The organism is Streptomyces sp. JLBG701, from assembly GCF_058544905.1.
This window is the reverse complement of record NZ_CM178588.1, coordinates 6619815-6643621: the sequence shown is the minus strand read 5'-3', so window position 1 is coordinate 6643621 and position 23807 is coordinate 6619815. Positions and strand designations below refer to the sequence as shown.

Annotated in this window: 23 protein-coding genes and 1 rRNA gene; 6 read left to right on the top strand and 18 right to left on the bottom strand. The window is 68.7% G+C overall.

The window, feature by feature from the left end; all coding sequences use genetic code 11:
• Positions 1 to 25 precede the first annotated feature (25 nt).
• A complete protein-coding gene (locus tag AC5DRG_RS30745; protein ID WP_491802716.1) occupies positions 26 to 382 on the bottom strand; it encodes a DUF805 domain-containing protein in 357 nt (118 codons plus the stop codon).
• A gap of 349 nt (positions 383 to 731) precedes the next feature.
• Here AC5DRG_RS30745 and AC5DRG_RS30740 point away from each other — a divergent pair, with 349 nt between their 5' ends.
• On the top strand, positions 732 to 1526 hold the full coding sequence (locus AC5DRG_RS30740) for a DUF4253 domain-containing protein (protein WP_491802715.1): 795 nt from the start codon (positions 732 to 734) through the stop codon (positions 1524 to 1526).
• 30 nt (positions 1527 to 1556) lie between these two features.
• Here the strand turns inward: AC5DRG_RS30740 and AC5DRG_RS30735 are convergent, their stop codons facing one another.
• Positions 1557 to 2768, bottom strand: coding sequence for an aminotransferase-like domain-containing protein (locus AC5DRG_RS30735; RefSeq protein WP_491802714.1), 1212 nt, complete (start codon positions 2766 to 2768; stop codon positions 1557 to 1559).
• Between the two features lie 135 nt (positions 2769 to 2903).
• On the opposite strand from AC5DRG_RS30735, the gene AC5DRG_RS30730 reads away from it, so the two are divergent.
• Positions 2904 to 3332 carry a hypothetical protein gene (locus AC5DRG_RS30730; protein WP_491802713.1) on the top strand — a complete coding sequence of 143 codons (429 nt, stop codon included), beginning with the start codon at positions 2904 to 2906 and terminating at the stop codon, positions 3330 to 3332.
• Positions 3333 to 3390: 58 nt separating this feature from the next.
• Here the strand turns inward: AC5DRG_RS30730 and hemB are convergent, their stop codons facing one another.
• A complete protein-coding gene (hemB, locus tag AC5DRG_RS30725) occupies positions 3391 to 4383 on the bottom strand; it encodes a porphobilinogen synthase (protein ID WP_491802712.1) in 993 nt (330 codons plus the stop codon).
• A gap of 157 nt (positions 4384 to 4540) precedes the next feature.
• Between hemB and AC5DRG_RS30720 the strand changes: the two genes are divergently transcribed.
• Positions 4541 to 5968: an FAD-binding oxidoreductase gene (locus AC5DRG_RS30720; protein ID WP_491802711.1), complete on the top strand. Its 1428-nt coding sequence runs from the start codon at positions 4541 to 4543 to the stop codon at positions 5966 to 5968.
• Positions 5969 to 6040: 72 nt separating this feature from the next.
• Here AC5DRG_RS30720 and AC5DRG_RS30715 read toward each other — a convergent pair whose 3' ends face one another.
• The 5 genes from AC5DRG_RS30715 to AC5DRG_RS30695 all read right to left on the bottom strand — a co-directional run bounded on the left by AC5DRG_RS30715 (position 6041) and on the right by AC5DRG_RS30695 (position 11835).
• On the bottom strand, positions 6041 to 7744 hold the full coding sequence (locus tag AC5DRG_RS30715; RefSeq protein ID WP_491802710.1) for a bifunctional uroporphyrinogen-III C-methyltransferase/uroporphyrinogen-III synthase: 1704 nt from the start codon (positions 7742 to 7744) through the stop codon (positions 6041 to 6043).
• On the bottom strand, positions 7741 to 8685 hold the full coding sequence (gene hemC / locus AC5DRG_RS30710; protein WP_491802709.1) for a hydroxymethylbilane synthase: 945 nt from the start codon (positions 8683 to 8685) through the stop codon (positions 7741 to 7743). The genes AC5DRG_RS30715 and hemC overlap by 4 nt, the downstream gene beginning before the upstream one ends.
• A 131-nt stretch (positions 8686 to 8816) precedes the next feature.
• Positions 8817 to 10550, bottom strand: a complete 1734-nt coding sequence (locus tag AC5DRG_RS30705) for a glutamyl-tRNA reductase (RefSeq protein WP_491802707.1) — start codon at positions 10548 to 10550, stop codon at positions 8817 to 8819.
• Positions 10547 to 11311, bottom strand: coding sequence for a redox-sensing transcriptional repressor Rex (locus AC5DRG_RS30700; RefSeq protein WP_491802706.1), 765 nt, complete (start codon positions 11309 to 11311; stop codon positions 10547 to 10549). The genes AC5DRG_RS30705 and AC5DRG_RS30700 overlap by 4 nt, the downstream gene beginning before the upstream one ends.
• 236 nt (positions 11312 to 11547) lie before the next feature.
• A complete protein-coding gene (locus tag AC5DRG_RS30695; protein WP_491802705.1) occupies positions 11548 to 11835 on the bottom strand; it encodes a glutaredoxin family protein in 288 nt (95 codons plus the stop codon).
• Positions 11836 to 11975: 140 nt separating this feature from the next.
• Here AC5DRG_RS30695 and AC5DRG_RS30690 point away from each other — a divergent pair, with 140 nt between their 5' ends.
• The 3 genes from AC5DRG_RS30690 to AC5DRG_RS30680 all read left to right on the top strand — a co-directional run bounded on the left by AC5DRG_RS30690 (position 11976) and on the right by AC5DRG_RS30680 (position 15498).
• Entirely contained in the window at positions 11976 to 12938 is a 963-nt protein-coding gene (locus AC5DRG_RS30690; RefSeq protein ID WP_491802704.1) for an HAD family hydrolase, read from the top strand.
• A 315-nt stretch (positions 12939 to 13253) separates the two neighbouring features.
• Positions 13254 to 14030 carry an ECF subfamily RNA polymerase sigma factor, BldN family gene (locus tag AC5DRG_RS30685; RefSeq protein WP_491802703.1) on the top strand — a complete coding sequence of 259 codons (777 nt, stop codon included), beginning with the start codon at positions 13254 to 13256 and terminating at the stop codon, positions 14028 to 14030.
• 232 nt (positions 14031 to 14262) lie between these two features.
• The gene (locus tag AC5DRG_RS30680; protein WP_491802702.1) at positions 14263 to 15498 is read left to right on the top strand and encodes a DUF5667 domain-containing protein; all 1236 of its coding nucleotides are present in this window, start codon (positions 14263 to 14265) and stop codon (positions 15496 to 15498) included.
• Positions 15499 to 15604: 106 nt separating this feature from the next.
• On the opposite strand, the gene AC5DRG_RS30675 is transcribed toward AC5DRG_RS30680, so the two are convergent.
• The 10 genes from AC5DRG_RS30675 to rrf all read right to left on the bottom strand — a co-directional run bounded on the left by AC5DRG_RS30675 (position 15605) and on the right by rrf (position 23733).
• Positions 15605 to 16654 (bottom strand): lysophospholipid acyltransferase family protein, encoded by a 1050-nt coding sequence (locus AC5DRG_RS30675; protein ID WP_491802700.1) that lies wholly within the window; start codon positions 16652 to 16654, stop codon positions 15605 to 15607.
• A 14-nt stretch (positions 16655 to 16668) separates the two neighbouring features.
• Positions 16669 to 17730, bottom strand: coding sequence for an NAD-dependent epimerase/dehydratase family protein (locus AC5DRG_RS30670; protein ID WP_491802699.1), 1062 nt, complete (start codon positions 17728 to 17730; stop codon positions 16669 to 16671).
• 228 nt (positions 17731 to 17958) lie between these two features.
• The gene (locus AC5DRG_RS30665; protein ID WP_003948845.1) at positions 17959 to 18057 is read right to left on the bottom strand and encodes a 30S ribosomal protein bS22; all 99 of its coding nucleotides are present in this window, start codon (positions 18055 to 18057) and stop codon (positions 17959 to 17961) included.
• Positions 18058 to 18188: 131 nt separating this feature from the next.
• Positions 18189 to 18401, bottom strand: coding sequence for a helix-turn-helix domain-containing protein (locus AC5DRG_RS30660; protein ID WP_004984898.1), 213 nt, complete (start codon positions 18399 to 18401; stop codon positions 18189 to 18191).
• A 129-nt stretch (positions 18402 to 18530) separates the two neighbouring features.
• Positions 18531 to 19346 carry a phosphatase gene (locus AC5DRG_RS30655; protein ID WP_491802698.1) on the bottom strand — a complete coding sequence of 272 codons (816 nt, stop codon included), beginning with the start codon at positions 19344 to 19346 and terminating at the stop codon, positions 18531 to 18533.
• A 386-nt stretch (positions 19347 to 19732) separates the two neighbouring features.
• Positions 19733 to 20908 carry an acetoin utilization protein AcuC gene (locus AC5DRG_RS30650; RefSeq protein WP_491802697.1) on the bottom strand — a complete coding sequence of 392 codons (1176 nt, stop codon included), beginning with the start codon at positions 20906 to 20908 and terminating at the stop codon, positions 19733 to 19735.
• Entirely contained in the window at positions 20859 to 22079 is a 1221-nt protein-coding gene (locus AC5DRG_RS30645) for an MFS transporter (protein ID WP_491802696.1), read from the bottom strand. Before AC5DRG_RS30645 ends, AC5DRG_RS30650 begins: the two co-directional genes overlap by 50 nt.
• A gap of 66 nt (positions 22080 to 22145) precedes the next feature.
• The gene (locus AC5DRG_RS30640; protein WP_491802695.1) at positions 22146 to 22841 is read right to left on the bottom strand and encodes a VC0807 family protein; all 696 of its coding nucleotides are present in this window, start codon (positions 22839 to 22841) and stop codon (positions 22146 to 22148) included.
• Between the two features lie 69 nt (positions 22842 to 22910).
• Positions 22911 to 23555, bottom strand: a complete 645-nt coding sequence (locus AC5DRG_RS30635) for an HAD family hydrolase (RefSeq protein WP_491802694.1) — start codon at positions 23553 to 23555, stop codon at positions 22911 to 22913.
• Between the two features lie 61 nt (positions 23556 to 23616).
• Positions 23617 to 23733 (bottom strand): 5S ribosomal RNA (gene rrf / locus AC5DRG_RS30630).
• Positions 23734 to 23807: the final 74 nt, after the last annotated feature.

Here is a 23807-nt window from a genome sequence, read left to right as displayed (position 1 = left end):
CCGGGCGGCCAGGCGTGGGCGAACGTCAGACGGTCGCCGGAACGAGCTTCGGGTTCTCGCCGTACTGGTTGGCCTGCTCGCCGTCCAGGCAAAGGAAGACAAGCAGCACGATCCCGCCGACGAACGGGACGAACGAGATCAGTACCCACCAGCCCGTGCGGCCAGTGTCGTGCAGGCGGCGCACGGTGACACCCAGGCTCGGCAGGAAGAGCCCGAGGCCGAGGGCGTAGGTGAGGATCTGCGAGTCCAGGACCGCCAGGTCGATGACCATCAGCACGACGGCGACGATCATGTAGAACAGCACGTACATCCAGTATTCCTTGCGGCGCGCCCGCCCGCTGAACACGGCGTACTTCTTGACGACATCGAGAAAGTAGTTCATTGCGTCCCCCAGGGATCGACGGCGAGCCTCACCGTTCGGATCAGGCCAGAGGCAGAAGGTACGGAGCCTGACGAGACCTCGTCAACGCGGAAAGTGACCACCCCTCAACAGGCCATCCGTGCCCGCTTTACAGATCATTGACAATGGACAGCCCTCGTTTTCAGGACAGATCAACACAAGGTCACCGACGCTGCGGCCGCGCCCACCCGGCGTTCACGGCACCGAGACTCCACCGCCGCCGAACCGTATGCGATCCGTGTCCCGCCGTACGCAGTTTCGACGCCGGACCGAGTTCGAACTGTTGCTCTGGGCAGGCCCGTTGTCAGTGGGTGCCCCTACAGTCACTGGCATGGCGACACTTCCCAACCCGCTGCCCGTAATGGCGGCCGACCCGAGCGGAGGCGCGCTCGGACTGCGACTCCCCGCCGGGAGACTGATCGACGCGACCGACGACGGGCCGTGGCACGAACCCCTGCTCTGGTACGCGGACGCGCCCGCGTCACCCGGAGACTGGGCAGCGCACCATGACGCCTGCCGGGCGGCCGGACTCCTCCCGGTCGTCATAGACGTCGGGGGCGGTCAAGGCGGGCCGGAGGAGTGGGAGTTGATGCCGGGCGAGACGTCGTATCCCGGGGACCACGACCCCGAGGAGGTCCTCGCCGAGTTCTGGGAGGAGTACGCGGCGGAGGACGAAGACTGGCCCGGCCTCGCCACTCCCACCGCCGCCGGCGGTGCGGGGGACGCCGACGCTCTGCTCGCCTCGCTCGCCGACGCCCTCCTGGGCCCGGGCTCCTGGCTGAAGGAGCCCCGCCTCGCCCTCGTCCCCGCCCGCCGCTCCGCCGACCTCCCCGCCGCCATCGGCTGGTCGGGCCCGGCGAACTACGAGGGTGACGTCGCCCGCCTCTGCGCGGTCCTACGCTCCTGGGAGGACCGCTTCGGCATACGCGTCCTCGCCCTCACCTTCAACCAACTGGTGCTGTCCGTGGCGGCCCCGCCCACCACACCCGCCGAGGCAGAGGCGATAGCCGCCGAACACTTCGCCTTCTGCCCGGACAACATCACCCAGGGCCACCACGAGACGCTCCGCGCGTACGCCGAGCACGAACTCTTGGGCAAGCAGACGTGGTCCTTCTGGTGGGACTGAGGGTGAGGGACTGACCGCCCAACCCCGACCTCAGCCTCGCCCCAGCCCCAGCCCCGCCCCCAACCTCCGCAACCCCTCCCCGATCTCCCCCGGCGTCTGCGTCACAAAGCACAGCCGCATCGTCGACGTGTCCGGCGTACCCGCGTAGAAGGGCGCGCCCGGCACGTAGGCCACGTCGTGCCGCACGACCCGCGACAGCAGCTCCGTCGTGTCGTACGACTCCGGAAGCCGGGCCCAGAGGAACATGCCGCCCTCGGGACGGCCCCAGGTGGAACCGGCCGGGAGGGCGTGGGCCAGCCCGGCGAGCATGGCGTCGCGGCGCTCCCCGTACACGGCCGCGACACGCGCCACGTGGGCGTCGAGGTCGTTGTCGGCCAAGTACCGGGCCGCGGCGAGCTGGTTGACGGTCGGGGTGTGCAGGTCGGCTGCCTGCTTGGCGACGACGCAGGCGCGGCGCAGTGCGGCCGGGGCGCGCAGCCAGCCGAGGCGCAGGCCGGGTGCCATCACCTTGGAGAAGGAGCCGAGCAGGACGGTCCGGTCGCCGGCACCGTCGTAGGAGGCGATCCAGGGCACCCTCTCGCCCTCGAAGCGGAGTTCGCCGTAGGGGTCGTCCTCGACGATCCACAGGCCGAGGCGGGCTGCGACGGAGGCGATGGCCGCGCGGCGCTCGCCGGGCAGGGTCCGTCCGGTCGGGTTCTGGAAGGTGGGGACGGTGTAGAGCAGCTTGGGCCGCTCCCGCACCACGAGCTCCGCCAGGGCATCGGGGTCGAGCCCGTCCGCGTCCCCGGGCACGGCGACGACCCGCGCGCCCGCGAGGCCGAAGACCTGAAGTGCCGCCAGATAACAGGGGTCTTCGACGAGGACGACGTCCCCGGGTTCGAGCAGCGCGGTGGCGAGCAGGGACAGCGCCTGCTGCGAACCGGTGGTGACGAGGAGGTCGTCGGCATCGGTGGCGAGCCCGCGCACGGTGTTACGGCCGGCGAGCGCGGCCCGCAACGCCGGCTCGCCCTCCGTCGTGGCGTACTGGAGCGCCCGCCCCGGCACCTCGGTGAGAACAGCCTGATAGGCGGCGGCAATCCCCTCCACGTCGAAGAACTCCGGCGCCGGCAGCCCACCCGCGAAGTTGATCACCTCAGGCCGGGCCGTGACGGCGAGAATGTCCCGTACGGGAGAACCCCCGATCGCCGACGCCCGCGCGGCGAGGGCCGGAACGGCGGCGGTCGATGTGGCTATGGCGACCATGGGACGACTCCTTCGACGCTACGGGCACGACTCGTGCCCGTACCCTAGAAGTTGGATGCCGTCTACACACGCAATTCCACAATCCGGACGCTCCGTACCGCCGAGGAAGACCTCAAGGAAGCAAAAGGCCCCCTGATGGCATCCACTGCTGATGAACAGCTCCCGCATACGGACGTGAAGATCTTCCTGGGCGCCTGCTGGGAAGCCGCGAGACGGATCGGGGGCCGCGTCGACGAGTTGACCTTCGTCGGGGTGTCCAGCTTCCGCGCGGTCACCGTCACCGGACGGACGGGCGCACACGTCGTCCTGTGCCACACCCGCCTGCCGATGGTCGCCTTCACCGACACCCCGCCCGTGTCGGGCCAGGACCTGTCGGGCTTCGTCGACCCGCCACCGTGGGCCGACAGCTTCACCGCGATCGGTCTACGTCCCCTGCCCGTCCAGGAGTTGAGCACGCCGATGTCCGAGGTGGACATCAGCGAACTGTCGGAAGGCGAACTCGCCGACATCCGTTACTGGCGCCCCGACGTACTGAGCGACCTGCTCTTCAACTGGTGGGACTGAAGACCCCCGGGCCAGACCACGAGGCAAGACCACCGAAGCCCAGCCCTCCCCCAGCCCCCTACCGCAACTTCAGCGCCGCCTCAACCGCCCAGTACGTAAGGATGTTCCGCGCCCCCGCCCGCTTGATCCCGGTCAGCGTTTCGAAGATCGCCCGGTCCCGGTCGACCCAGCCCTTCTCCGCGGCGGCCTCGATCATCGAGTACTCGCCGGAGATCTGGTAGGCGGCCACGGGCACGTCCACGGCGTCGGCGACGCGGGCGAGGATGTCGAGGTAGGGCCCGGCCGGCTTGACCATGACCATGTCGGCGCCCTCCTCCAGGTCGAGCGCCAACTCCCGCATGGACTCACGCATGTTGGCCGGGTCCTGCTGGTAGGTCTTGCGATCCCCCTGCAACGAGGAACCGACGGCCTCCCGGAAGGGCCCGTAGAAGGCGGACGAGTACTTGACGGTGTAGGCGAGGACGGCGACGTCCTCCCGCCCGATCTGGTCCAGCGCGTCCCGGACGACGCCGATCTGCCCGTCCATCATCCCGCTGGGCCCCACGACATGCGCCCCGGCGTCGGCCTGCACCTGGGCCATCTCGGCGTACCGCTCAAGGGTGGCGTCGTTGTCGACGCGCCCCTCGGCGTCCAGCACCCCGCAGTGCCCGTGATCGGTCGTCTCGTCGAGGCACAGGTCGGACATGACGAGCAGCTCGTCACCCACCTCGGCCCGCACATCACGCAGCGCGACCTGAAGAATCCCGTCCGGATCCGTCCCCGGCGTTCCGACCGCGTCCTTCTTCGACTCCTCCGGCACCCCGAAGAGCATGATCCCGGAGATCCCGGCGGCCACGGCCTCAGCGGCGGCCTTCTTCAGACTGTCCCGCGTGTGCTGCACAACCCCGGGCATCGCGGAGATCGGCACCGGCTCACTCACGCCCTCCCGCACGAACGCGGGAAGGATGAAGTCGGCCGGATGCAGCCGGGTCTCGGCGACCATGCGCCGCATGACGGGGGTGGTCCGCAGCCGCCGTGGACGCGAACCGGGAAAGGATCCGTACTTCGACATACACCTACGCTACGCCCGACTCAGTAGCACCTTTACCGACGCCCCGTCGGACGGAAACGGCCCCACCGGGACCCCACCCTTCCCCTCCCCCGCCCCTTCTCCCCCACATGCAACCCCCACCCCACGGGTCCATCCTGGTGAGAGGAGGGAGAACGTGATGACCGCCACCCACCACAACACCCCGGACCTGTTCGCCCTGTCCGACATCCGCGGCCCGGTCCTACGCCCCACCGACGAGGGCTACGCCGCCGAGGTCACCGGCTTCAACCTGGCCGCGAGACACACCCCGGACGTGGTCGTGGGCGCGACCGGCGTGGACGACGTGGTGGCCGCCCTCCGCTGGGCAACGGCGACGGACACCCCGGTCACGGTCCAGGCGACCGGCCACGGAGCGAACTTCCCGATAACCAACGGCCTGTTGCTCAACACGGCCCGTATGACGGACGTACAGATCGACCCCGTCGAACGACACGCGACGGTCGCCGCCGGCGCGAAGTGGAGCCACGTCCTGGCGGCATCGACCCCGCACGGCCTGTCCGCCCTCAACGGCACCTCCACGGACGTCGGCGTCGTCGGCTACACCCTGGGCGGCGGCCTCCCGGTCCTCGGCCGGGCCTACGGCTATGCGGCCGACCTCGTACGTTCCTTCCAGGTCGTCACCCCCGACGGCACCCTGCGCGAGACGGACCCCACCCACGAGCCAGACCTCTTCTGGGCGCTGCGCGGCGGCAAGGGCAACGTAGGCGTGGTGACATCCCTGGTCTGCGACCTGCTGCCGTTCCACCGCATCCTGGGCGGCGCGATCTACTTCGCGGGCACGGACGCCGAGCCGGTTCTCCGCGCCTGGCGGGACTGGACCACCACGGTCCCACCCGAGATGTGCACGGCGTACAGCCTGCTCCGCCTCCCCCCACTCCCCATGATCCCGGAACCCCTGCGAGGCGGCTTCTGGTCCCGCATAGCGGTCGCCTGGACCGGCAACCCGACCGAGGGAAACCGCCTCCTGGCGCCACTCCGAGAGGCCGCACCCCCGGTCATCGACACCGTGGCGGACATGCCCTACACGGACGTCGACCAGATCTACGCGGAACCCCAGGACCCCTTCCCCGCAAGAGAATCCTGCGCCCTGCTCAGGGACCTCTCCCCAGAGGCGATAGCAACATTCCTTGCCCAGGCAGGCCCGGCAGCACCCCCCGACTACCCGCTCCTCCTGGTCGAACTCCGCCACCTGGGCGCCGAACTCTCCCGCCCCGCCCCCACGGAGGACGCCATCTGCGCCCGAGACGCGGACTACTTCCTGGAAACGGTGGCCATCCTGGCAAGCCCGGAAGCAGCGGAGTCGGTGGAGGCCGCAACGACAGCCCTGAACACGGCAATGTCTCCGTACGGCACAGGCAGAACCATGGTCAACATCCACGGCACCCCCGGCGACGAGAGGGACAGGGCCCGAGCCTGGACCCCGGAGGTCTACACCCGCCTACGCCGCACAAAGGGGACGTACGACCCGGCAAACCTGCTGCGCTACGGCCATACGGTGACGCCAACCCCCAGCCCGTCTGGGGGTCCCCCCTCTGGGGGAGTTTGAGGACGAGGCCCTTCGGGCCGAAGCGGGGGTCTGGGGGCGGCAGCCCCCAGGGACAGCCACCCCCACCGAACCTCAGGTCGTACGACGCCGCCGAGCCCCCGGCCTCCGCTCACTGGGCCGAGTCACCGGATCCCCAGCCTCAAGCGCCGAAGCCCTCCGCCGAAGCCCGAACTCGGCCAACGCCTCAGCCAACTTGTGCACAGACGGCTCCGGAGCCATCACATCCACCCGAAGCCCATGCTCCTCGGCAGTCTTCGCGGTAGCCGGCCCAATACACGCGATCACGGTCACGTTGTGCGGCTTCCCAGCAATCCCCACGAGGTTCCGCACAGTGGACGAAGACGTAAAGAGAACGGCATCGAAGCCACCCCCCTTGATCGCCTCCCGCGTATCCGCAGGCGGCGGCGAGGCCCGCACGGTCCGATAGGCCGTGACGTCGTCGACCTCCCAGCCCAGCTCGATAAGCCCGGCGACCAGGGTCTCCGTAGCAATATCCGCCCGAGGCAGGAACACCCGATCAATCGGATCGAAGACGGGATCGTAAGGAGGCCAGTCCTCCAACAACCCAGCAGCGGACTGCTCCCCGCTAGGCACCAGATCCGGCTTCACGCCAAAGGCAACAAGCGCCTTGGCCGTCTGCTCCCCCACTGCGGCGACCTTGATACCGGCGAACGCCCGCGCATCAAGCCCGTACTCCTCGAACTTCTCCCGAACAGCCTTCACCGCGTTGACCGACGTGAAGGCGATCCACTCGTACCGCCCGGTGACGAGCCCCTTGACGGCCCGCTCCATCTGCTGAGGCGTCCGCGGCGGCTCGACGGCGATCGTCGGAACCTCGTGCGGTACAGCCCCGTAGGACTGCAACTGGTCGGAGAGCGAAGCCGCCTGCTCCTTGGTACGCGGCACAAGAACGCGCCACCCGAAGAGCGGCTTGTTCTCGAACCACGACAACTGCTCACGCTGAGCCGCGGCGGAACGCTCACCGACCACGGCTATCACCGACCGCCCTCCGTCCGGAGACGGGAGGACCTTGGCCTGCTTGAGCGTCTGGGCGATCGTGCCCAGGGTCGCCGTCCACGTCCGCTGACGAGTGGTCGTACCACCGACAGTGACGGTCATGGGCGTATCGGGCTTACGCCCGGAAGAGACCAGCTCACCAGCAGCCGCCCCGACGGAATCGAGCGTCGTCGACACGACAACCGTGCCGTCGGACGCCCCGACCTCGGTCCAGCACCGATCGGAAGCCGTCCGCGCATCCACGAACCGCACATCGGCACCCTGAGCGTCCCGCAGCGGCACACCCGCATAGGCGGGCACGCCCACCGCGGCGGCCACACCGGGCACGACCTCGAACGGAACACCCGCGGCGACGCAGGCGAGCATTTCCTCGGCGGCGTACGTATCAAGTCCCGGGTCCCCGGACACCGCACGTACGACCCGCCTGCCGCCCCGCGCGGCCTCCATGACAAGATGTGCGGCATCCCGCACGGCGGGGACCCCAACGGTTGTTGACGCGCCGTCAACAACCGTTAGCTGGGGCGTGCCTGTGCCCGGAATCGGGTCGGAAGACGGACCGCTGTCCGTGTTCACGACGGCGACGCCGGACCTGGCATGAGCGCGTACGACGTCGAGCACCTCGTGCTCGGCGACGAGAACGTCCGCGTTCGCCAGCGCCTCGACGGCGCGCAGAGTCAGTAGTCCCGGATCCCCGGGTCCGGCACCAAGGAAGGTGACGTGCCCGTGTTCCGGACCGGCGGGAAGGTTGGTGGGGCTCAATGTGCTCGCTCCCCCATCAGACCGGCCGCGCCCTGGGCAAGCATCTCGGCAGCGAGTTCACGGCCGAGCGCCATTGCTTGGTCGTACGTCTCGGGCACGGGACCGGTGGTGGACAACTGCACCATCCGCGAGCCGTCGGTCGTGCCGACGACGCCGCGCAGGCGCATTTCCTTGACAATCTGCCCGTCGGCCAGCAGGTCGGCGAGCGCACCCACAGGTGCGCTGCAACCGGCCTCCAGGGCGGCGAGCAGTGACCGCTCGGCGGTTACGGCGACCCGCGTGAACGGGTCGTCGAGCTCGCCGAGCGCCGCGACGAGGTCCGCGTTGTCCGCGGCACACTCGATCGCAAGGGCCCCCTGGCCGGGGGCGGGCAAAACCGTGTCGACCGACAGGAAGTCGGTCACTTCGTCGCTACGGCCGATGCGGTTGAGGCCGGCCGCGGCCAGCACGACCGCGTCCAGTTCACCATCCCGCACGAACCCGATCCGAGTATCCACGTTCCCCCGGATCGGAACCGTTTCGATGTCCAGCCCGTGGCCGCGCGCGTACGCGTTCAGCTGCGCCATGCGGCGCGGCGAGCCGGTGCCGATGCGCGCCCCGCGGGGCAGGTCGGTGAATTTGAGGGCGTCGCGGGCGATGAGCACATCGCGCGGGTCCTCGCGCTCGGGGACGGCGGCCAGCGCCAGGTCCTCGGGCTGCGTCGTGGGCAGGTCCTTCAGCGAATGAACCGCGAAGTCGACCTCACCGCGCAGCAAGGCGTCCCGCAGGGCGGTCACGAAAACGCCCGTGCCGCCGATCTGCGCGAGCTGCTCGCGGGAGGTGTCCCCGTACGTGGTGATCTCGACGAGCTCGACGGGCCGTCCGGTCACCTGGCTCACGGCTTCCGCCACCTGCCCGGACTGGGCCAGGGCGAGTTTGCTTCGCCTAGTACCCAGCCTCAAAGGCCCCTCTTCATTTGCCCGCCTCCGGGGCGCTCCAGCCGGTGTCGAGTGCCCGACCGTGCTCAGCCCTTCGGGCCTCCGCGCGCTCGGTCCCTCAACACCGGCGCGCCCCTGCGGCTCACGCGGCTCGTTCATGCCGGCCCTCGGTTCTTGGCGTTCTCTTCGGTGCTGTTCTCGGCCCTGGACACGGCGGCCACCGTCTCCTGGTCGAGGTCGAACAGGGTGCGCAGCGCGTCCGCGTACCCGGCGCCGCCGGGTTCGGCCGCGAGCTGCTTGACCCGTACCGTCGGTGCGTGCAGGAGCTTGTCGACCACGCGTCGCACGGTCTGCGTGATCTCTGCCCGGTGCTTCTCGTCGAGCCCGGGCAGCCGTCCGTCGAGCCGGGCGATCTCGCTCGCGACGACGTCGGCGGCCATGGTGCGCAGGGCGACCACGGTCGGCGTGATGTGCGCGGCCCGCAGGGCCGCCCCGAAGGCCTCGACCTCGTCGGAGACGATACGCCGTACCTGGTCCACATCGGCCGCCATCGGAGCGTCCGCCGAGGCCTCGGCGAGCGACTCGATGTCGACCAGCCGCACCCCGGGCAGCCGGTGCACGGCGGCGTCGATGTCACGCGGCATGGCGAGGTCGAGGAGCGAGAGCACCGGGGTCGGGCGCGGAATCACGGCGACCGGCTCGGGCCTGCGCCGCTCGGGAATCCGCCCGACGGTGGCCACGGTCGCGGCGAGCGCGCTGATCAGCTCGGCATCGGCCTCGGGACCGCGCCGGGCGGCATCCCGCCGGTCCACGGCACTCCCGCCGGCCCACGCGGCATGCTGCTCCAGCGTCGCCGCGTCCATCCCGGCGACCGCGGCCTCCCCCATCACGGAGAAGCGGGCCGCACCCTGCACGGCGGTCAGATCGAGCGGACAGTTCTCGTCGGTCCCGACGCTGGTGGGCGGCAGCTCCCCCCGCAGGTCTTCCCGTACGTCATCTCGTACGACGTCCTCGGCGGCCCTGCGACCGGCCCAGGCGCCCTCGGGCACCCGGCCCTCGACCGCCGTGACGACCAGGTCGGCCGTGAGGACCAGGCCGGTCGCGCCGGTACAGGAGATCGCGACATCGGCACGTGTCAGTTCCACCGGCAGCGCGTCCATCGGTACCGCGCGGGCCAGTACGTCCGTGTCGTCGCCCTCGGTGAGGATCTGTACGAGGCGCTCGGCGCGGTCGTCGGTGCGGTTGGCGATCACGATCTCGGCGACCCCGGCACGCGCGAGCGTCGCGGCGGCCAGCGAGGACATCGAGCCGGCGCCGATGACGAGGGCCTTCTTGCCCTTGGCCCAGGCGTTGACGTCCGTACCGTCGGACAGCTGCTGGAGGCCGAAGGTGACCAGGGACTGTCCGGCGCGGTCGATTCCGGTCTCGGAGTGAGCGCGCTTGCCGACCCGGAGCGCCTGCTGGAACAGGTCGTTGAGGAGGCGCCCGGCGGTGTGCAGCTCCTGCGTCTTGGCCAGGGAGTCCTTGATCTGACCGAGGATCTGGCCCTCGCCGACGACCATGGAGTCCAGGCCGCAGGCCACGGAGAACAGATGGTGGACGGCGCGGTCCTCGTAGTGCACGTACAGATAAGGGGTGAGCTCGTCGAGTCCGACCCCGCTGTGCTGGGTGAGCAGCGTGGACAACTCGGCGACTCCGGCGTGGAACTTGTCGACGTCGGCGTAGAGCTCGATGCGGTTGCAGGTCGCGAGGACGGCGGCCTCGGTGGCCGGTTCGGCGGCGACCGTGTCCTGGAGCAGCTTGATCTGGGCGTCCGCGGCCAGCGCGGCCCGCTCCAGGACGCTGACCGGAGCGCTGCGATGGCTCAGCCCCACGACGAGAAGACTCATGCCGGCATCACGGCGGGGACATCCCCGTCAGGCCCTTTGTCGGCGGACTCGGCGCGCACGGCGGCAACCGGGCCGGTGCCGTCGGTAGACGCGGCCTCCTCGCCGGCCTTGCGCTGCTCGTGGAAGGCGAGGATCTGCAGCTCGATGGAGAGGTCGACCTTGCGCACGTCGACGCCGTCCGGGACGGTCAGCACGGTCGGCGCGAAGTTCAGGATGGACGTGACCCCGGCGGCCACGAGCCGGTCGCAGACCGGCTGGGCGGCACCGGCGGGCGTCGCGATGACGCCGATGGAGACGCCGTTGTCCGTGATGATCTTTTCGAGGTCGTCGGAGTGCTGCACCGGGATCCCGGCGACGGGCTTCCCGGCCATCGCGGGATCGGCGTCGATGAGCGCGGCGACCCGGAACCCGCGGGAGGCGAACCCGCCGTAATTGGCGAGCGCTGCGCCGAGGTTGCCGATGCCGACGATCACAACCGGCCAGTCCTGGGTCAGGCCCAGTTCGCGCGAGATCTGATAGACGAGATACTCGACGTCGTACCCCACACCACGCGTCCCATAGGAGCCGAGGTACGAGAAATCCTTGCGCAGCTTCGCGGAGTTGACCCCCGCAGCGGCCGCGAGCTCCTCCGAGGAGACCGTGGGTACCGAGCGCTCCGACAGTGCGGTGAGGGCTCGGAGGTACAGCGGAAGCCGGGCGACGGTGGCCTCGGGAATCCCTCGGCTGCGGGTCGCCGGTCGGTGAGTTCGGCCAGTTGCCACGGTGCTCCTGCGGGTAGAGCGGGGCTGCAGGCGGTCACACGTACCTAGACCGCCCCGTCGAATGCAGGCTATGTCTTTGTGAACGCGTGCACAAAGATGGTGTCCGATTTGCCCGGCCAACGTGACCGGGGTCACGCACGTCTCTCTCGGGGGCAAAACAGCACACGCTCCTCATAAATCCCGCCCCCCAAGGCCTGGTCACCATCGATCCTAAGCGACCGATCGGACCAGTTGGACTAGTCAGTCAGGGCCTTGCGCAACCGTTCCTCGTTCACGCGCCAGAACGTGTGCTGTTCACCGTCGACCAGTACGACGGGGATCTGTTCCCAGTATCGGTCGTGGAGTTCGGCGTCCTGGGTGATGTCCTTCTGCTCCCAGGGGACACCGAGATCGGCACACACCTTCTCGACCACGAGTTGTGCGTCATCACACAGATGACAGCCGGGCTTACGGACAAGCGTGACGAGCCGGTCCCCGGGTGCCTTCGGGGGCTTGCGGCGGAAGATGGGACTCATGTCGGCCATTCTCCCGCGCCCGCTCCACGAGCGGCCCGTTTCGCGACGCGCCGGTCGGATCAGTTCTTTAACGGCGCGGTCGCGGAGAGTTCACAGCCACCAAACCTCCCGACTCCGGAACCACCGAACAGACTGGCTATGCTCACGACATGGCCGCTCTCGGATGGCTCACTCCCCGTAGGCGCTCCGCCACTGCGCGGAGCGTGTTGGCAGGCGAGGCCTCGGCGGAGGCAGCCCGCAAGACCTCGCAGGAACTGCAGGAAGCGCAGGAGGCTCACGATGTCTCGGCGGACGCCGGCGCTGATGTCACCGACCAGGAACCGCAGTTCCCGGTCCTCGGCGACGACAAGGCCGCCGCGTTCTTCGACCTGGACAACACGGTGATGCAGGGCGCCGCCCTCTTCCACTTCGGCCGGGGCCTGTACAAGCGGAAGTTCTTCGAGACCCGCGACCTCGCCAAGTTCGCCTGGCAGCAGGCGTGGTTCAGGCTTGCCGGGGTCGAGGACCCCGAGCACATGCAGGACGCGCGCGACTCGGCGCTCTCCATCGTCAAGGGCCACCGCGTGGCCGAGCTGATGACGATCGGCGAGGAGATCTACGACGAGTACCTGGCCGACCGCATCTGGCCCGGCACCCGCGCACTCGCCCAGGCCCACCTCGACGCCGGCCAGAAGGTGTGGCTCGTCACCGCTGCCCCCGTCGAGATCGCCACGGTGATCGCACGGCGGCTCGGTTTCACGGGCGCGCTGGGCACCGTGTCCGAATCGGTCGACGGCGTGTACACGGGCCAGTTGGTCGGCGAGCCCCTGCACGGCCCCGCGAAGGCGGAGGCGGTCCGCGCGCTGGCGGCGGCGGAGGGCCTGGACCTGACCCGCTGCGCGGCCTACAGCGACTCGCACAACGACATCCCGATGCTGTCGCTGGTCGGCCACCCCTACGCCATCAACCCGGACACCAAGCTCCGCAAGCACGCCCGGAACCTGGACTGGCGGCTGCGCGACTACCGCACGGGCCGCAAGGCGGCGAAGGTCGGCATCCCTGCGGCGGCCGGCGTCGGCGCGGTGGCAGGCGGCACGGCGGCGGCGATCGCGCTGCACCGACGTCGGCGATAACGGGGCTCAACACGCCAATCCACTGGTCGTACCCGCGCAGGGCCCCGGCCAGTCCTGTTGTCCGCACACACTCACAACACGCCCCGCACCCAGACGGAACGTGACCTTCTTCGATCAACAACCGGTCACTCTGCGGTACTTGATTGCGCGTCAATAGGTTACAGAAGCGACGTAATCGATGATTTGAGCAACTGGGTGTAGCAGGGCCTGCACGAAGCGTTATTCTCCTCAGACGCAATCCGGTGCCCGTCCGTCGCTACGACGGGTGAACGTTCCGGTACTGCACGTGATGGAAGCTCTGCCTCTGGGAGTCCCGTGTACCCACACGTCGGGGTTGACGCCTCGGGCCTGGCTACGCTGCGCGCAACGGTCCTCGACCTGTTGCGCGGCTTCGTCCCCACCGCGTACGCCGGCCCCGCATTCGCCACCGCCGCACCGCTCGGTCCTTGCTACGCACTGGCCGACGGCAGCGCCGCGGTCGGCAGACGAGGGCGCGCGCCCGGAACTGCCGCCACCACCGCGCGCCGACCGGCCGCGGACAGCGACAGCGCCCGGATGATGGACCTCGTCGAACGTGCCCAGGCCGGCGAGGCCGACGCCTTCGGCCGCCTCTACGACCAGTACAGCGACACCGTGTACCGGTACATCTACTACCGCGTGGGAGGGAAGGCGACCGCCGAGGACCTCACCAGCGAGACGTTCCTGCGGGCACTGCGCCGCATCGGCACCTTCACCTGGCAGGGCCGCGACTTCGGCGCCTGGCTGGTGACCATCGCCCGCAACCTGGTCGCCGACCACTTCAAGTCCAGCCGGTTCCGCCTGGAGATCACGACCGGCGAGATGCTCGACGCCAACGAGGTCGAGCGCTCCCCCGAGGACTCCGTCCTGGAGTCCCTCTCCAACGCCGCCCTCCTCGACGCCGTGAAGCGGCTCAACCCCCAGCAGCAGGAGTGCGTGACACTCCGCTTCCTCCAGGGCCTCTCCGTCGCCGAGACCGCCCGGGTCATGGGCAAGAACGAGGGCGCCATCAAGACCCTGCAGTACCGGGCCGTACGCACCCTGGCCCGGCTCCTGCCCGAAGACGCCCGCTGACGGACACCCTCGGCGATGGTCAACTCACCGACAGTGAAAGTCCGTTGACTTCCCGGTCCGATCATCCGTCGTCCGTAACCCAAGTGCCGAGCCGCTCGTTGTGCGGGATACAGGCTCCCTGTGGTCACACCCTGGCCGTCTTCGATCACTCGATCGTGTGCATGTGGTCAGGGTGTGCAACCCTCAGGACCCCCTGGGGAGTCGACCGTCATGACGAGAGGAGGTGCCGCCAGTGATCGCGAACGTATCGGCGCACCGGCGGGCGAACGCCTTCGCCCAGGCCCTGGAGGAGCTGTCCGACCGGGGCCCGGCGGCCGAGCAGTCCGAAGGACCGGCACCGGCCCCGGCTGCTGCGGAACAGACCGAGCGGGGCCGTCTGTTGGCCCTCGCCTCCGGTCTCGGCGAGCTGCCCAAGCCAGAGCTCGACCCGGAGGTCAAGGTCGTCCATCGCGCCCAGCTGGTGGCCGCGATGGAGGCCATGCTCCGGGACGGCACTGTTCCGGGCGGCGAGGCGAGCGACCCTTCGGTACCCGAGCAGCGCTCACACCGGGCGCGAGGCTCCCACCGGGCGAGCCCGCTGGGCAAACTGCGACCCCGTTCCCGGCTGACGAAGGGCCTCGCCGCGGGCGGGCTCAGCGTCGGTGTCGCGGCGAGCGCCTTCGGCGGAGTCGCCGCCGCCAGCTCGGACGCACTGCCCGGTGACTCGCTCTACGGCCTCAAGCGCGGCATCGAGGACTTCCGGCTCAACTATCTGTCCGACGGGGACAGCGAGCGCGGGGAGGGCTATCTCGACCAGGCCTCCACCCGCCTCAGCGAAGCCCGCCGGCTACTGGAGCGCGACCGCGGCGGACAGCTCGACCATGAGTCCCTGGGCGAGATCCGTCGCGCCCTGTCCGGCATGCACTACGACGCGGCCGAGGGCCACCGCCTCCTCCACGAGGCGTACGAGCGCGACCCGGACTCCCTCGGCCCCATCCAGGCCCTCTCCGCCTTCTCGCAGTCCCACCGCGAGGTCTGGGGCGCACTGCGCGAGCGGCTGCCCGTCCAGCTCGGGGACGTGAGCGACCAGGTGTCGTCGGTGTTCGACGCCATAGACGAAGAGGTCGCCCCGCTCCAGTCCCTGCTGCCGGTGCCCCCACCCCAGGGCGGCGGCGCGGGCCAAGGCCAGGGTTCCGGCTCGGCGTCGACGGGCTCGACATCCGACTCCAACCGCTCGACGGCCCCCAGCACCGGCAGCGGCTCCTCGACCGGCAGCGGCTCCAGCACCCCCAGCGGTTCGACGGGCTCCAGCACGGACGGCGAGGGCCTCCTGGGCGGCAACACAGGCGGCCTCCTGGACCCACCCAAGTCCACCGGCACGGCATCCCCGTCCACCAGCCCGTCGACAACGGACCCGGACGTCACGATCCCGCCGCTACTCCCAGGCCTGCTCCCGGGCTTGGGCATCGACAGCGAGGACGCGGGTTAAGGCTCAGGGGCGCCCCTCCAACGAGGGGCGCCCCTGACGCCCTAAGGGGCGCGGGGAACTGCGCGACCAGCCACGACGGCGCAGCACCCACCCGACGGCGAAGCGCCTAGAAAAACACCGACCGCCGCTGTACAAGCAACTTGTACAGCGTGTGCTGAATCTGTTCCCGCACCTGATCAGTCAGGTTGAACATCAGCATCGGATCCTCGGCCGCCTCCGGCGGATACCCATCCGTCGGGATCGGCTCCCCGAACTGGATCGTCCACTTCGTGGGCAACGGAACCGCACCAAGCGGCCCAAGCCAAGGGAAAGTCGGCGTGATCGGGAAGTACGGGAACCCGAGCAGCCGGGCAAGGGTCTTGGAGTTGCCGATCATCGGATAGATCTCCTCGGCCCCGACGATCGAGCACGGAATGATCGGCGTGCCCTGCCGCAGAGCCGTGGAGACGAACCCGCCACGGCCGAACCGCTGAAGCTTGTAGCGCTCACTGAACGGCTTGCCGATGCCCTTGAAACCCTCCGGCATCACACCGACCAGCTCACCGCGCCCCAGCAGCCGTTCGGCGTCCTCGGCGCAGGCGAGGGTGTGGCCGGCCTTGCGGGCCAGCTCGTTGACGACAGGCAGCATGAACACCAGGTCCGCCGCCAGCAGGCGCAGGTGGCGGCTCGCGGGGTGGTTGTCGTGGACGGCGATCTGCATCATCACGCCGTCCAACGGAAGCGTCCCGGAGTGGTTGGCGACGATCAGGGCGCCGCCCTCCGCCGGGATGTTCTCAATGCCCTTCACCTCGACCCGGAAGTACTTCTCGTACATCGGGCGCAGCGCCGGCATCAGAACCTGGTCGGTGAGCTCCTCGTCGTACCCGAAGTCGTCGATCTCGTAGTCACCGGTGAGACGGCGCCGCAGAAAGGCCAGGCCGCCGGCGATACGCCGCTCCAGGCCGCCGTCGTCCTCCGGCCCCTCGACCGGCTGTTCCTCACGCGTCACAGGAACATCATCCTGCGCGAGTGCCCTGCTGGGCAGGGGCTGGACCTCACGTACCACCACGGGTTCGCCCTTGCGCCGGCTCCCCGCGCTCCGGCGCCGCGGCGGCCGCTGTACGGCGCTCCCACGGGACCGGTCGTCATCGAACGGAATGACCTTGGCATCCGCCATCGTTGATGCGCTCCTCAGTTGGCGCTCTGCGTCGGGGGGTGGCCGCCGCCCAGGTAGGGCAGCGCGGCGATCCGGTCGACGGCCCCCGCAAGGGCCTCAGGGGGCAGGAGTCCGGGCCCTCGGCTGCGCGCGAAGTCCGCGAAGGTCTCCGCGGTCGTGTACTTCGGCTTGAATCCCAGCGTCTCGCGCATCTGGACCGTCGCCACGACCCGGCCGTGCGTCAACAGCCGGATCTGCTCGGGCGAGAAGTCCGTCATGCCCAGCGTACGCACCGCCGAGCCCGCCCAGGTGACCGCGGGCAGCAGCAACGGCACGGTGGGTCGCCCGAGCCTCCGCGAACACTGGGAGAGCAGCAGGACGCCGTCGCCGGCGATGTTGAACGTGCCGCTGTTGAGCGTGCCCCGCTCCGGCTCGTGCGAGGCGATCCGCAGTACGTCGATCACGTCGTCCTCGTGGACGAACTGGAGCCGGGGGTCGTACCCGAAAACGGTAGGCAGGACGGGCAGCGAGAAATATGAAGCGAGCGGCGAATCGGCGGTCGGCCCAAGAATATTGGCGAACCGCAGCACACAGACGGCAACGTCAGGCCGCCGCCGGGCGAACCCCCGCACATACCCCTCAACCTCAACCGTGTCCTTGGCGAAGCCGCCGCTGGGCAGGGACTTGGGCGGCGTCGTCTCGGTGAAGACGGCGGGATCACGCGGCGCGGACCCGTACACGTTCGTACTGGACTTCACCACGAGCCGCTTCACGGTCGGCGACTTCTGGCAGGCGCCGAGCAGCTGCATGGTCCCGATGACGTTGGTCTCTTTCACCGTGGTCCGGCTGCCGCTGCCCAGCGCGGTCCCCGTCACATCCAGGTGGACGACCGTGTCGGCGGCCGTCTCCGCGAGCACACGCGCGATGGTGGGCTGCCGGATGTCCGCCTGGATGAAGTCGGCTCCGCCCAGATGATGCTCGGGCGGGATCGCGTCCACGGCGACCACCCGGTCGACCTGTGGGTCACGCTGGATCCGTCGTACGAACCGGCCCCCCAGCTGACGGGCCACTCCGGTCACGAGCACGACCTTCCCCAAGATCAGCGCCTTTCTTCCAGTTACCCGTGTGCGGCCAACTTAGCGGGTCGGTGTTGCTGTGTGATGACCGCCTGATGCACGAAGTCACGAGTCCCCGTGGTCGTACGACCAGACCCAGCCACCTGCGGGGCACGCGTACGCGCGCCTCACATGACCCGAACATAACTGTGGCCCCCCACCAAATGCGGTGAGGGGCCACAGGAAGACGCTCTCGCTGTGTCGCGTCGCCTACTTCTTGTTGCGACGCTGCACGCGCGTGCGCTTCAGCAGCTTGCGGTGCTTCTTCTTAGCCATCCGCTTGCGCCGCTTCTTGATAACAGAGCCCACGACTACCCTCGCTCACTTCTCATCACTCGGCGTTGGGCGCCATGGGCCCATACGACCTACAAGGGGCCAGCCTACCCGTCCGAGCGCTGAGGTTGTAATCGAGGTGCTCCGGGTGGTCCCGGATATAGCCCTCAGGCTGTCTCCACCCCCACATAACTCTCGCGGAGGTACTCGTGTACCGCTTGCTCGGGGACGCGGAAGGACCGCCCCACCCGGATAGCGGGCAGATGACCACTGTGCACCAGTCGGTACACGGTCATCTTCGACACTCGCATCACCGAGGCGACCTCCGCCACGGTAAGGAACTGAACCTCGTTCAGAGGCCTCTCGCCAGCTGCAGCCATGACACACCTGAACCTTCCGCACTCGACGGCCACCGGCTTCCCCTTCCGGTGACTCTTCGTCGTTGCGTGCTCACTCCCCAATGTAGGGGCGGGTGATGCGAGTGGGGAAGAGGTGCACCCATCGGCGGCCTACTGTGACAGACACGCTCGATTGAGTACGTAGCGGGTAAGCGGCCGGTAGTAATCAGACCGCACAGCGTCATCAAGTGGAACGACGACGGACACCCGCCCCTCGGCCTCGCCGACGAAGAGGGCGGGGTCGTCCGTATCGGCCAGACCAATGGCCTCAAACCCCAGCTGACCTGCCCCGCAGACCCACCCGTGATCCCCGATGACCAACTCGGGAAGCGGCCCGCCGGCCTCGGCGGCCGCGGCCAGCACGGTACGAACCGGGAGCGGCGAGTGCGTGTGTGCGCCGGTCGCACAACCGGGGCGGGAAGCGGCGGGATCCCGGACGAGCGCGACTCCTTGTACGTAGTCAAGGTTGTACGTGCGTAGACCGAACCGGGTCGTTATGTCGACACAGCGACCATGCGCAGGGGTGAGGACGGTACACCCCGCCGCCGACAATGCGTCCGCCAGAGCGGCGTAGAACCCGAGCAGCCGATGCGGATGCCCAGTCCCGATCAACACAGATCCACCACTCCGAGCGACGAAAGCGAGCCTCTCGGCGAAGGCGTCAAGGGCGGCCAAAGTCCGCTCAGGATCGATCACATCATGGCCGGAGACACACTGAGGATCGGCCGAAACCCCACATTTGTCGGCCATCAACGCGATCAAATCCCGCTGCTGCCAACTCCACTCAGGATCCAGCCCGATCAACACCCGAGGATCCCGAGCCGCGAACAACCGATAACTCCGCAGACTCTCTTCCCGAGAGGTAGCCACCACCCCAGCAAGCCGGGCAGCCAGGAGATGAGCGCGCAGCGCGCCGATGCTCAACACGAAAGCGATGCTGACGGACGGTACAGACCCCCGCGCCGGGAACGGGAGAAACTAGGCACGGTTGGAGTAACTGATCTGCAGCCTCGCAGCACAGGCCCGGGGACTGACCCTCATGTCCCGCAGCCCACCCACCTGCAGCGACCTGCGCCTCTCAGCGCCGGCCCGCATGCCTTCCAGCCCGTCCGACGCGTGACGACGAGGGAAGCCATCCCAATCCCCCGCCCACCCGCAGAGGCCTGCGCCTCTCAGCTCTGGCCGGCAAAAATCCAGCCCCTCCGGCGTTTGAGGAGCGGGGGTCCAGGGGGCAGAGCCCCCTGGGGGCGGGGTCGAAGGGGCTACAGCCCCTGGTGATGGGACGGGTAGGGGCGGCGGGGGCGAGGAAACCCCTACGCCAACAACCCCCGCAACGGAAACACAGCCCGCCGAGCCGCCAGCACCGCCTGATCCAGCCGATCCGCAGGGTCGTACCCCGCATCCCACGCGGCCCAGGAAACAGGCCACCGCCCATCAGTCATCCGCACCGGCGCCAACTGCCGCGTACGAGCGAACACTTCCGCCCGCCACCCCTCCGGAATCACCGCCTCCGGAGCAATCTCCCGCCCCGCGGCAATCCCCACCAGATGAGTCCAGGACCGCGGCACCACATCCACCACCGCGTACCCACCCCCACCCAACGCGACCCACTTCCCCCCGGCGTACTCATGCGCCAACTCATGACACGCCACCTGCACAGCCCGCTGCGCATCCAACGAAACGGCAAGATGCGCCAACGGATCCTCGAAATGCGTATCGGCCCCATGCTGAGTAACCAGCACATCAGGCCGAAAGTCCGCGATCAGCTCAGGCACGACGGCATGAAACGCCCGCACCCACCCCGCATCCCCGGTCCCCGCAGGCAGAGCGACATTCACAGCCGACCCCGCCGCGTCCCCCTCCGCCCCGGTCTCCTCCGGCCACCCGGTCTGCGGAAACAACGTACGAGGATGCTCATGCAAGGAGATCGTCAGAACCCGAGGATCCTCCCAGAACGCCGCCTGCACCCCGTCCCCGTGATGCACATCGACATCCACATACGCGACCCGCTCGGCCCCAAGCTCCAGCAACCGCGCAATGGCCAGCGAGGCATCGTTGTAGATACAGAACCCGGACGCGCCCCCCGGCATCGCATGATGCAACCCACCCGCGAAGTTCACCGCATGCAGCACATCCCCGTGCCACACCGCCTCCGCCGCCCCCACGGACTGCCCGGCGATGAGCGCCGACACCTCATGCATCCCGGCGAAGGCAGGATCGTCCAACGTCCCCAGCCCGTACGCCGAGTCAGCCGCCCCGGGATCCAACGAGGCGGCCTTTACGGCCTCGACGTAGTCCTCCCGATGAACGAGCCGCAAGGTCGACTCCCCGGCAGGCTTGGCCGCCACGACGTCAACGTCACGGTCGAGCCCAAAAGCCTCCACCAGTCGTCGCGTCAGGGCGAGCCGAACCGGATCCATCGGATGGTCCGGACCGAAGTCATAGCCCGTTACTGCCTCGTCCCACATCAGCTGTGCGCGGCCGCTCATGCCCGTCACCGTATCGGTCCGGTTGAGCGGCGAACGACCTGGCGTACACCAACGTCACCAGCACCAACACCATCGGCACGACCATGGCCCCGCGATAGCTCCACGCGTCCCCCAACGCCCCCACCAACGGCGAACCGATCAGAAACCCGACATAGTTGAAGATATTCAGCCGCGCAATGGCCGTATCAGAAGCCCCGGGGAACAACCGCCCGGCCGCTGCGAAGGTCTGCGGCACCAGCACACACAACCCCAGCCCCAGCAAGGTGAACCCGAGCATCCCGACCCAGGCCCCCGGCGCCACCGCCACCACACCGAACCCGCCCGCCGCCACAACGGCCCCCACCCGCACAACCGCCACGGCCCCGAACCGCCGCACCCCGAAGTCCCCGATGGCCCGCCCGAGCAGCGTGGTGACCATGTAGACGTTGTACGGAACGGTGGCCAGCTGCTCAGAACTCCCGAGCACGTCCTGCAAATACTTGGCGCTCCAGTTGGAAACGGTCGAATCGCCGATATAGGCGAAGGTCATCACCAGGCACAGCGGCAACAACAACTTGAAGACGACGGGCCCACCCTCGACGCCATCCTTGCCGGCGCCATCGCTCTCAGCGGCACCCCCGTCGACGTACCACCGACTCCCGACCAGAGCGAGCGGCAGCAGCACCGCCACAACCGGCAGATACGACACCCACAACGCGAGATGCCAGTGCGCCCCCACCCAGGCGAGCGAGGCCCCCACGATCCCACCCAGGCTGAACACGGCATGGAAGCTGAGCATGATGCTTCGCCCATACGTCCGCTGCAGACTGACCCCGAGCATGTTCATCGAGGCGTCGAGCGCACCGACGGCCAGCCCGAAGGCACCGAGCGCGACTCCCAGCTCGGCCGTCCGATCCCCGAGCCCCACCCCGAGCAGCGCCAGGAGCACGACGGGCTGGGACCAGCGCAGCACCCGGCTGGGCGGTATTCGCTTCACCAACTGCTCGGTCGAGACGCTCCCGACGCCGGCGAGGATCGGCACGGCGGCGAGGAAGACGGGCAGCAACGCGTCGGAGACGCCGTACCGGTCCTGGATGGCGGGGATACGCGTCACGAGCAGCGCGAAAGCCACACCCTGTGCGAAGAAGCCGAACGCCAGCGAGGCCCTACCGCGCCGCAGCACATCTGTCATGGCGGCGAGCGTAGGGCCCCAACGTACTGGTGGGTAGATCCAGCCAAAGATGAATTTCCCTCAGCTTTACCCGGCGACGACGGCCGCCGGCTCTGCGGACGACGCTCGGGAGTCGCAAGAGGCCAGCTCAGCGGCGATCATGTGCGCCACAGGCGCGGCGGCAAGAGCCCCACTCACGACAAACGCGAGCCCCATCGCGACGGCCAGAATCACGGACCCGAGCCACACCATGGTCTCCACGGGCAGCGTGTAAGCGCCGACAACCCGCACCACACACTCCCCGAGCAGCACCACACCCCACACCACGGAGAAGACGCGCTCGGCCCTCCGAAACTCCGCGGACCCACCCTGCAACCGCCCCCACGCGGCCTCCCGCGCCGCGTCCCCCTTCACGAGCCACGGCTTCATCCCAGCCGTCATCATCGGCTTCCCGACCACCACGGACACCAACACCCCAACCCCGATGACACTGCTGACCGCACTGTCCTTGGCAAGCATCAGCCGCGGATCCCCGGCGACAAAGCTGAGCAGCACGCCGGCGAGGTTCACAAAGAGGATGAGCGCGGCCAGCCCATTGAGCGTCCGCTCCCTGACCAGCCCCCACCCGGTCCGCACGGCCGGCGCGACGCTACTGAGCCCGAGCGCCAGGAGCGTGCTCATCCCGAACCCGTCCTTGAACAGGTAATACGACCCGACCGGCACCGCCACATCGACAACCAGCGGCATGAGGTTCTTACGTGCGTTCGTCTTCGTCGTCGTCATGCACCAAGCGTCGCGGCAGCCCCCCACCCGCCAGTAGAAACGATCGTCCGGAGCTCGGCATGACAAATGTCAGACGAGCAGGTCCGCCAACTCCCCCATGTCGGAGAAGAGTTGAGTGGCATCAGCGAGCCTGGCCGCAGGTGTCATGGCAGTGAACCCATAGACATCCATCCCCGCCGCCACGGCAGCCTGCACCCCGAGCGGACTGTCCTCGACGACCGCACACTTCTCCGGCGGTACGCCCATCCGCTCGGCGGCGTACAGGAACAGATCCGGCGCCGGCTTCCCCCGCCCCACATCCTCCGAACTGAAGATCCGCCCCTCCTCGAACCACCGATCCAGCCCGGTCGTCCGATGCCCCACCCGAATCCGCTCATGACTCCCGGAAGACGCCACACAGTAGGGCACCCCGTCCGCCACAAGCTTCTCCAGCACCCCGACAGCCCCGTCCACCGGCTCAAGCTCGCGCTCAAAGGCAGCAAAAACCCGCGCATGAAATACGTCATCGAAGTCCCCCGGCAACCGCTCCCCGGTCCGCTCCTCGACCAGATCGTGCACGCGGTGCATGGCGGCGCCCATGTAGTCGCGAAGGGAGTCCTCGTACGAGGTCGGATACCCGAGCTCGGTGAGATAGGCCGCCAGGAGCTTGTTGGAGATCGGCTCACTGTCGACGAGGACACCGTCATTGTCGAAAATCACGAGGTCATAGCGCATGACCAAGAGCCTAAACGCAAAAAGGCCCACACCATAAAGGTGTGGGCCTTTCGCAATATTTGTTCGGCGGTGTCCTACTCTCCCACAGGGTCCCCCCTGCAGTACCATCGGCGCTGTAAGGCTTAGCTTCCGGGTTCGGAATGTAACCGGGCGTTTCCCTCACGCTATGACCACCGAAACACTATGAAACAGACAACCGCACCGCTGCCGTGACCGTGACAACGGGGTTGTTCGTGGTTTCAGAACCAACAC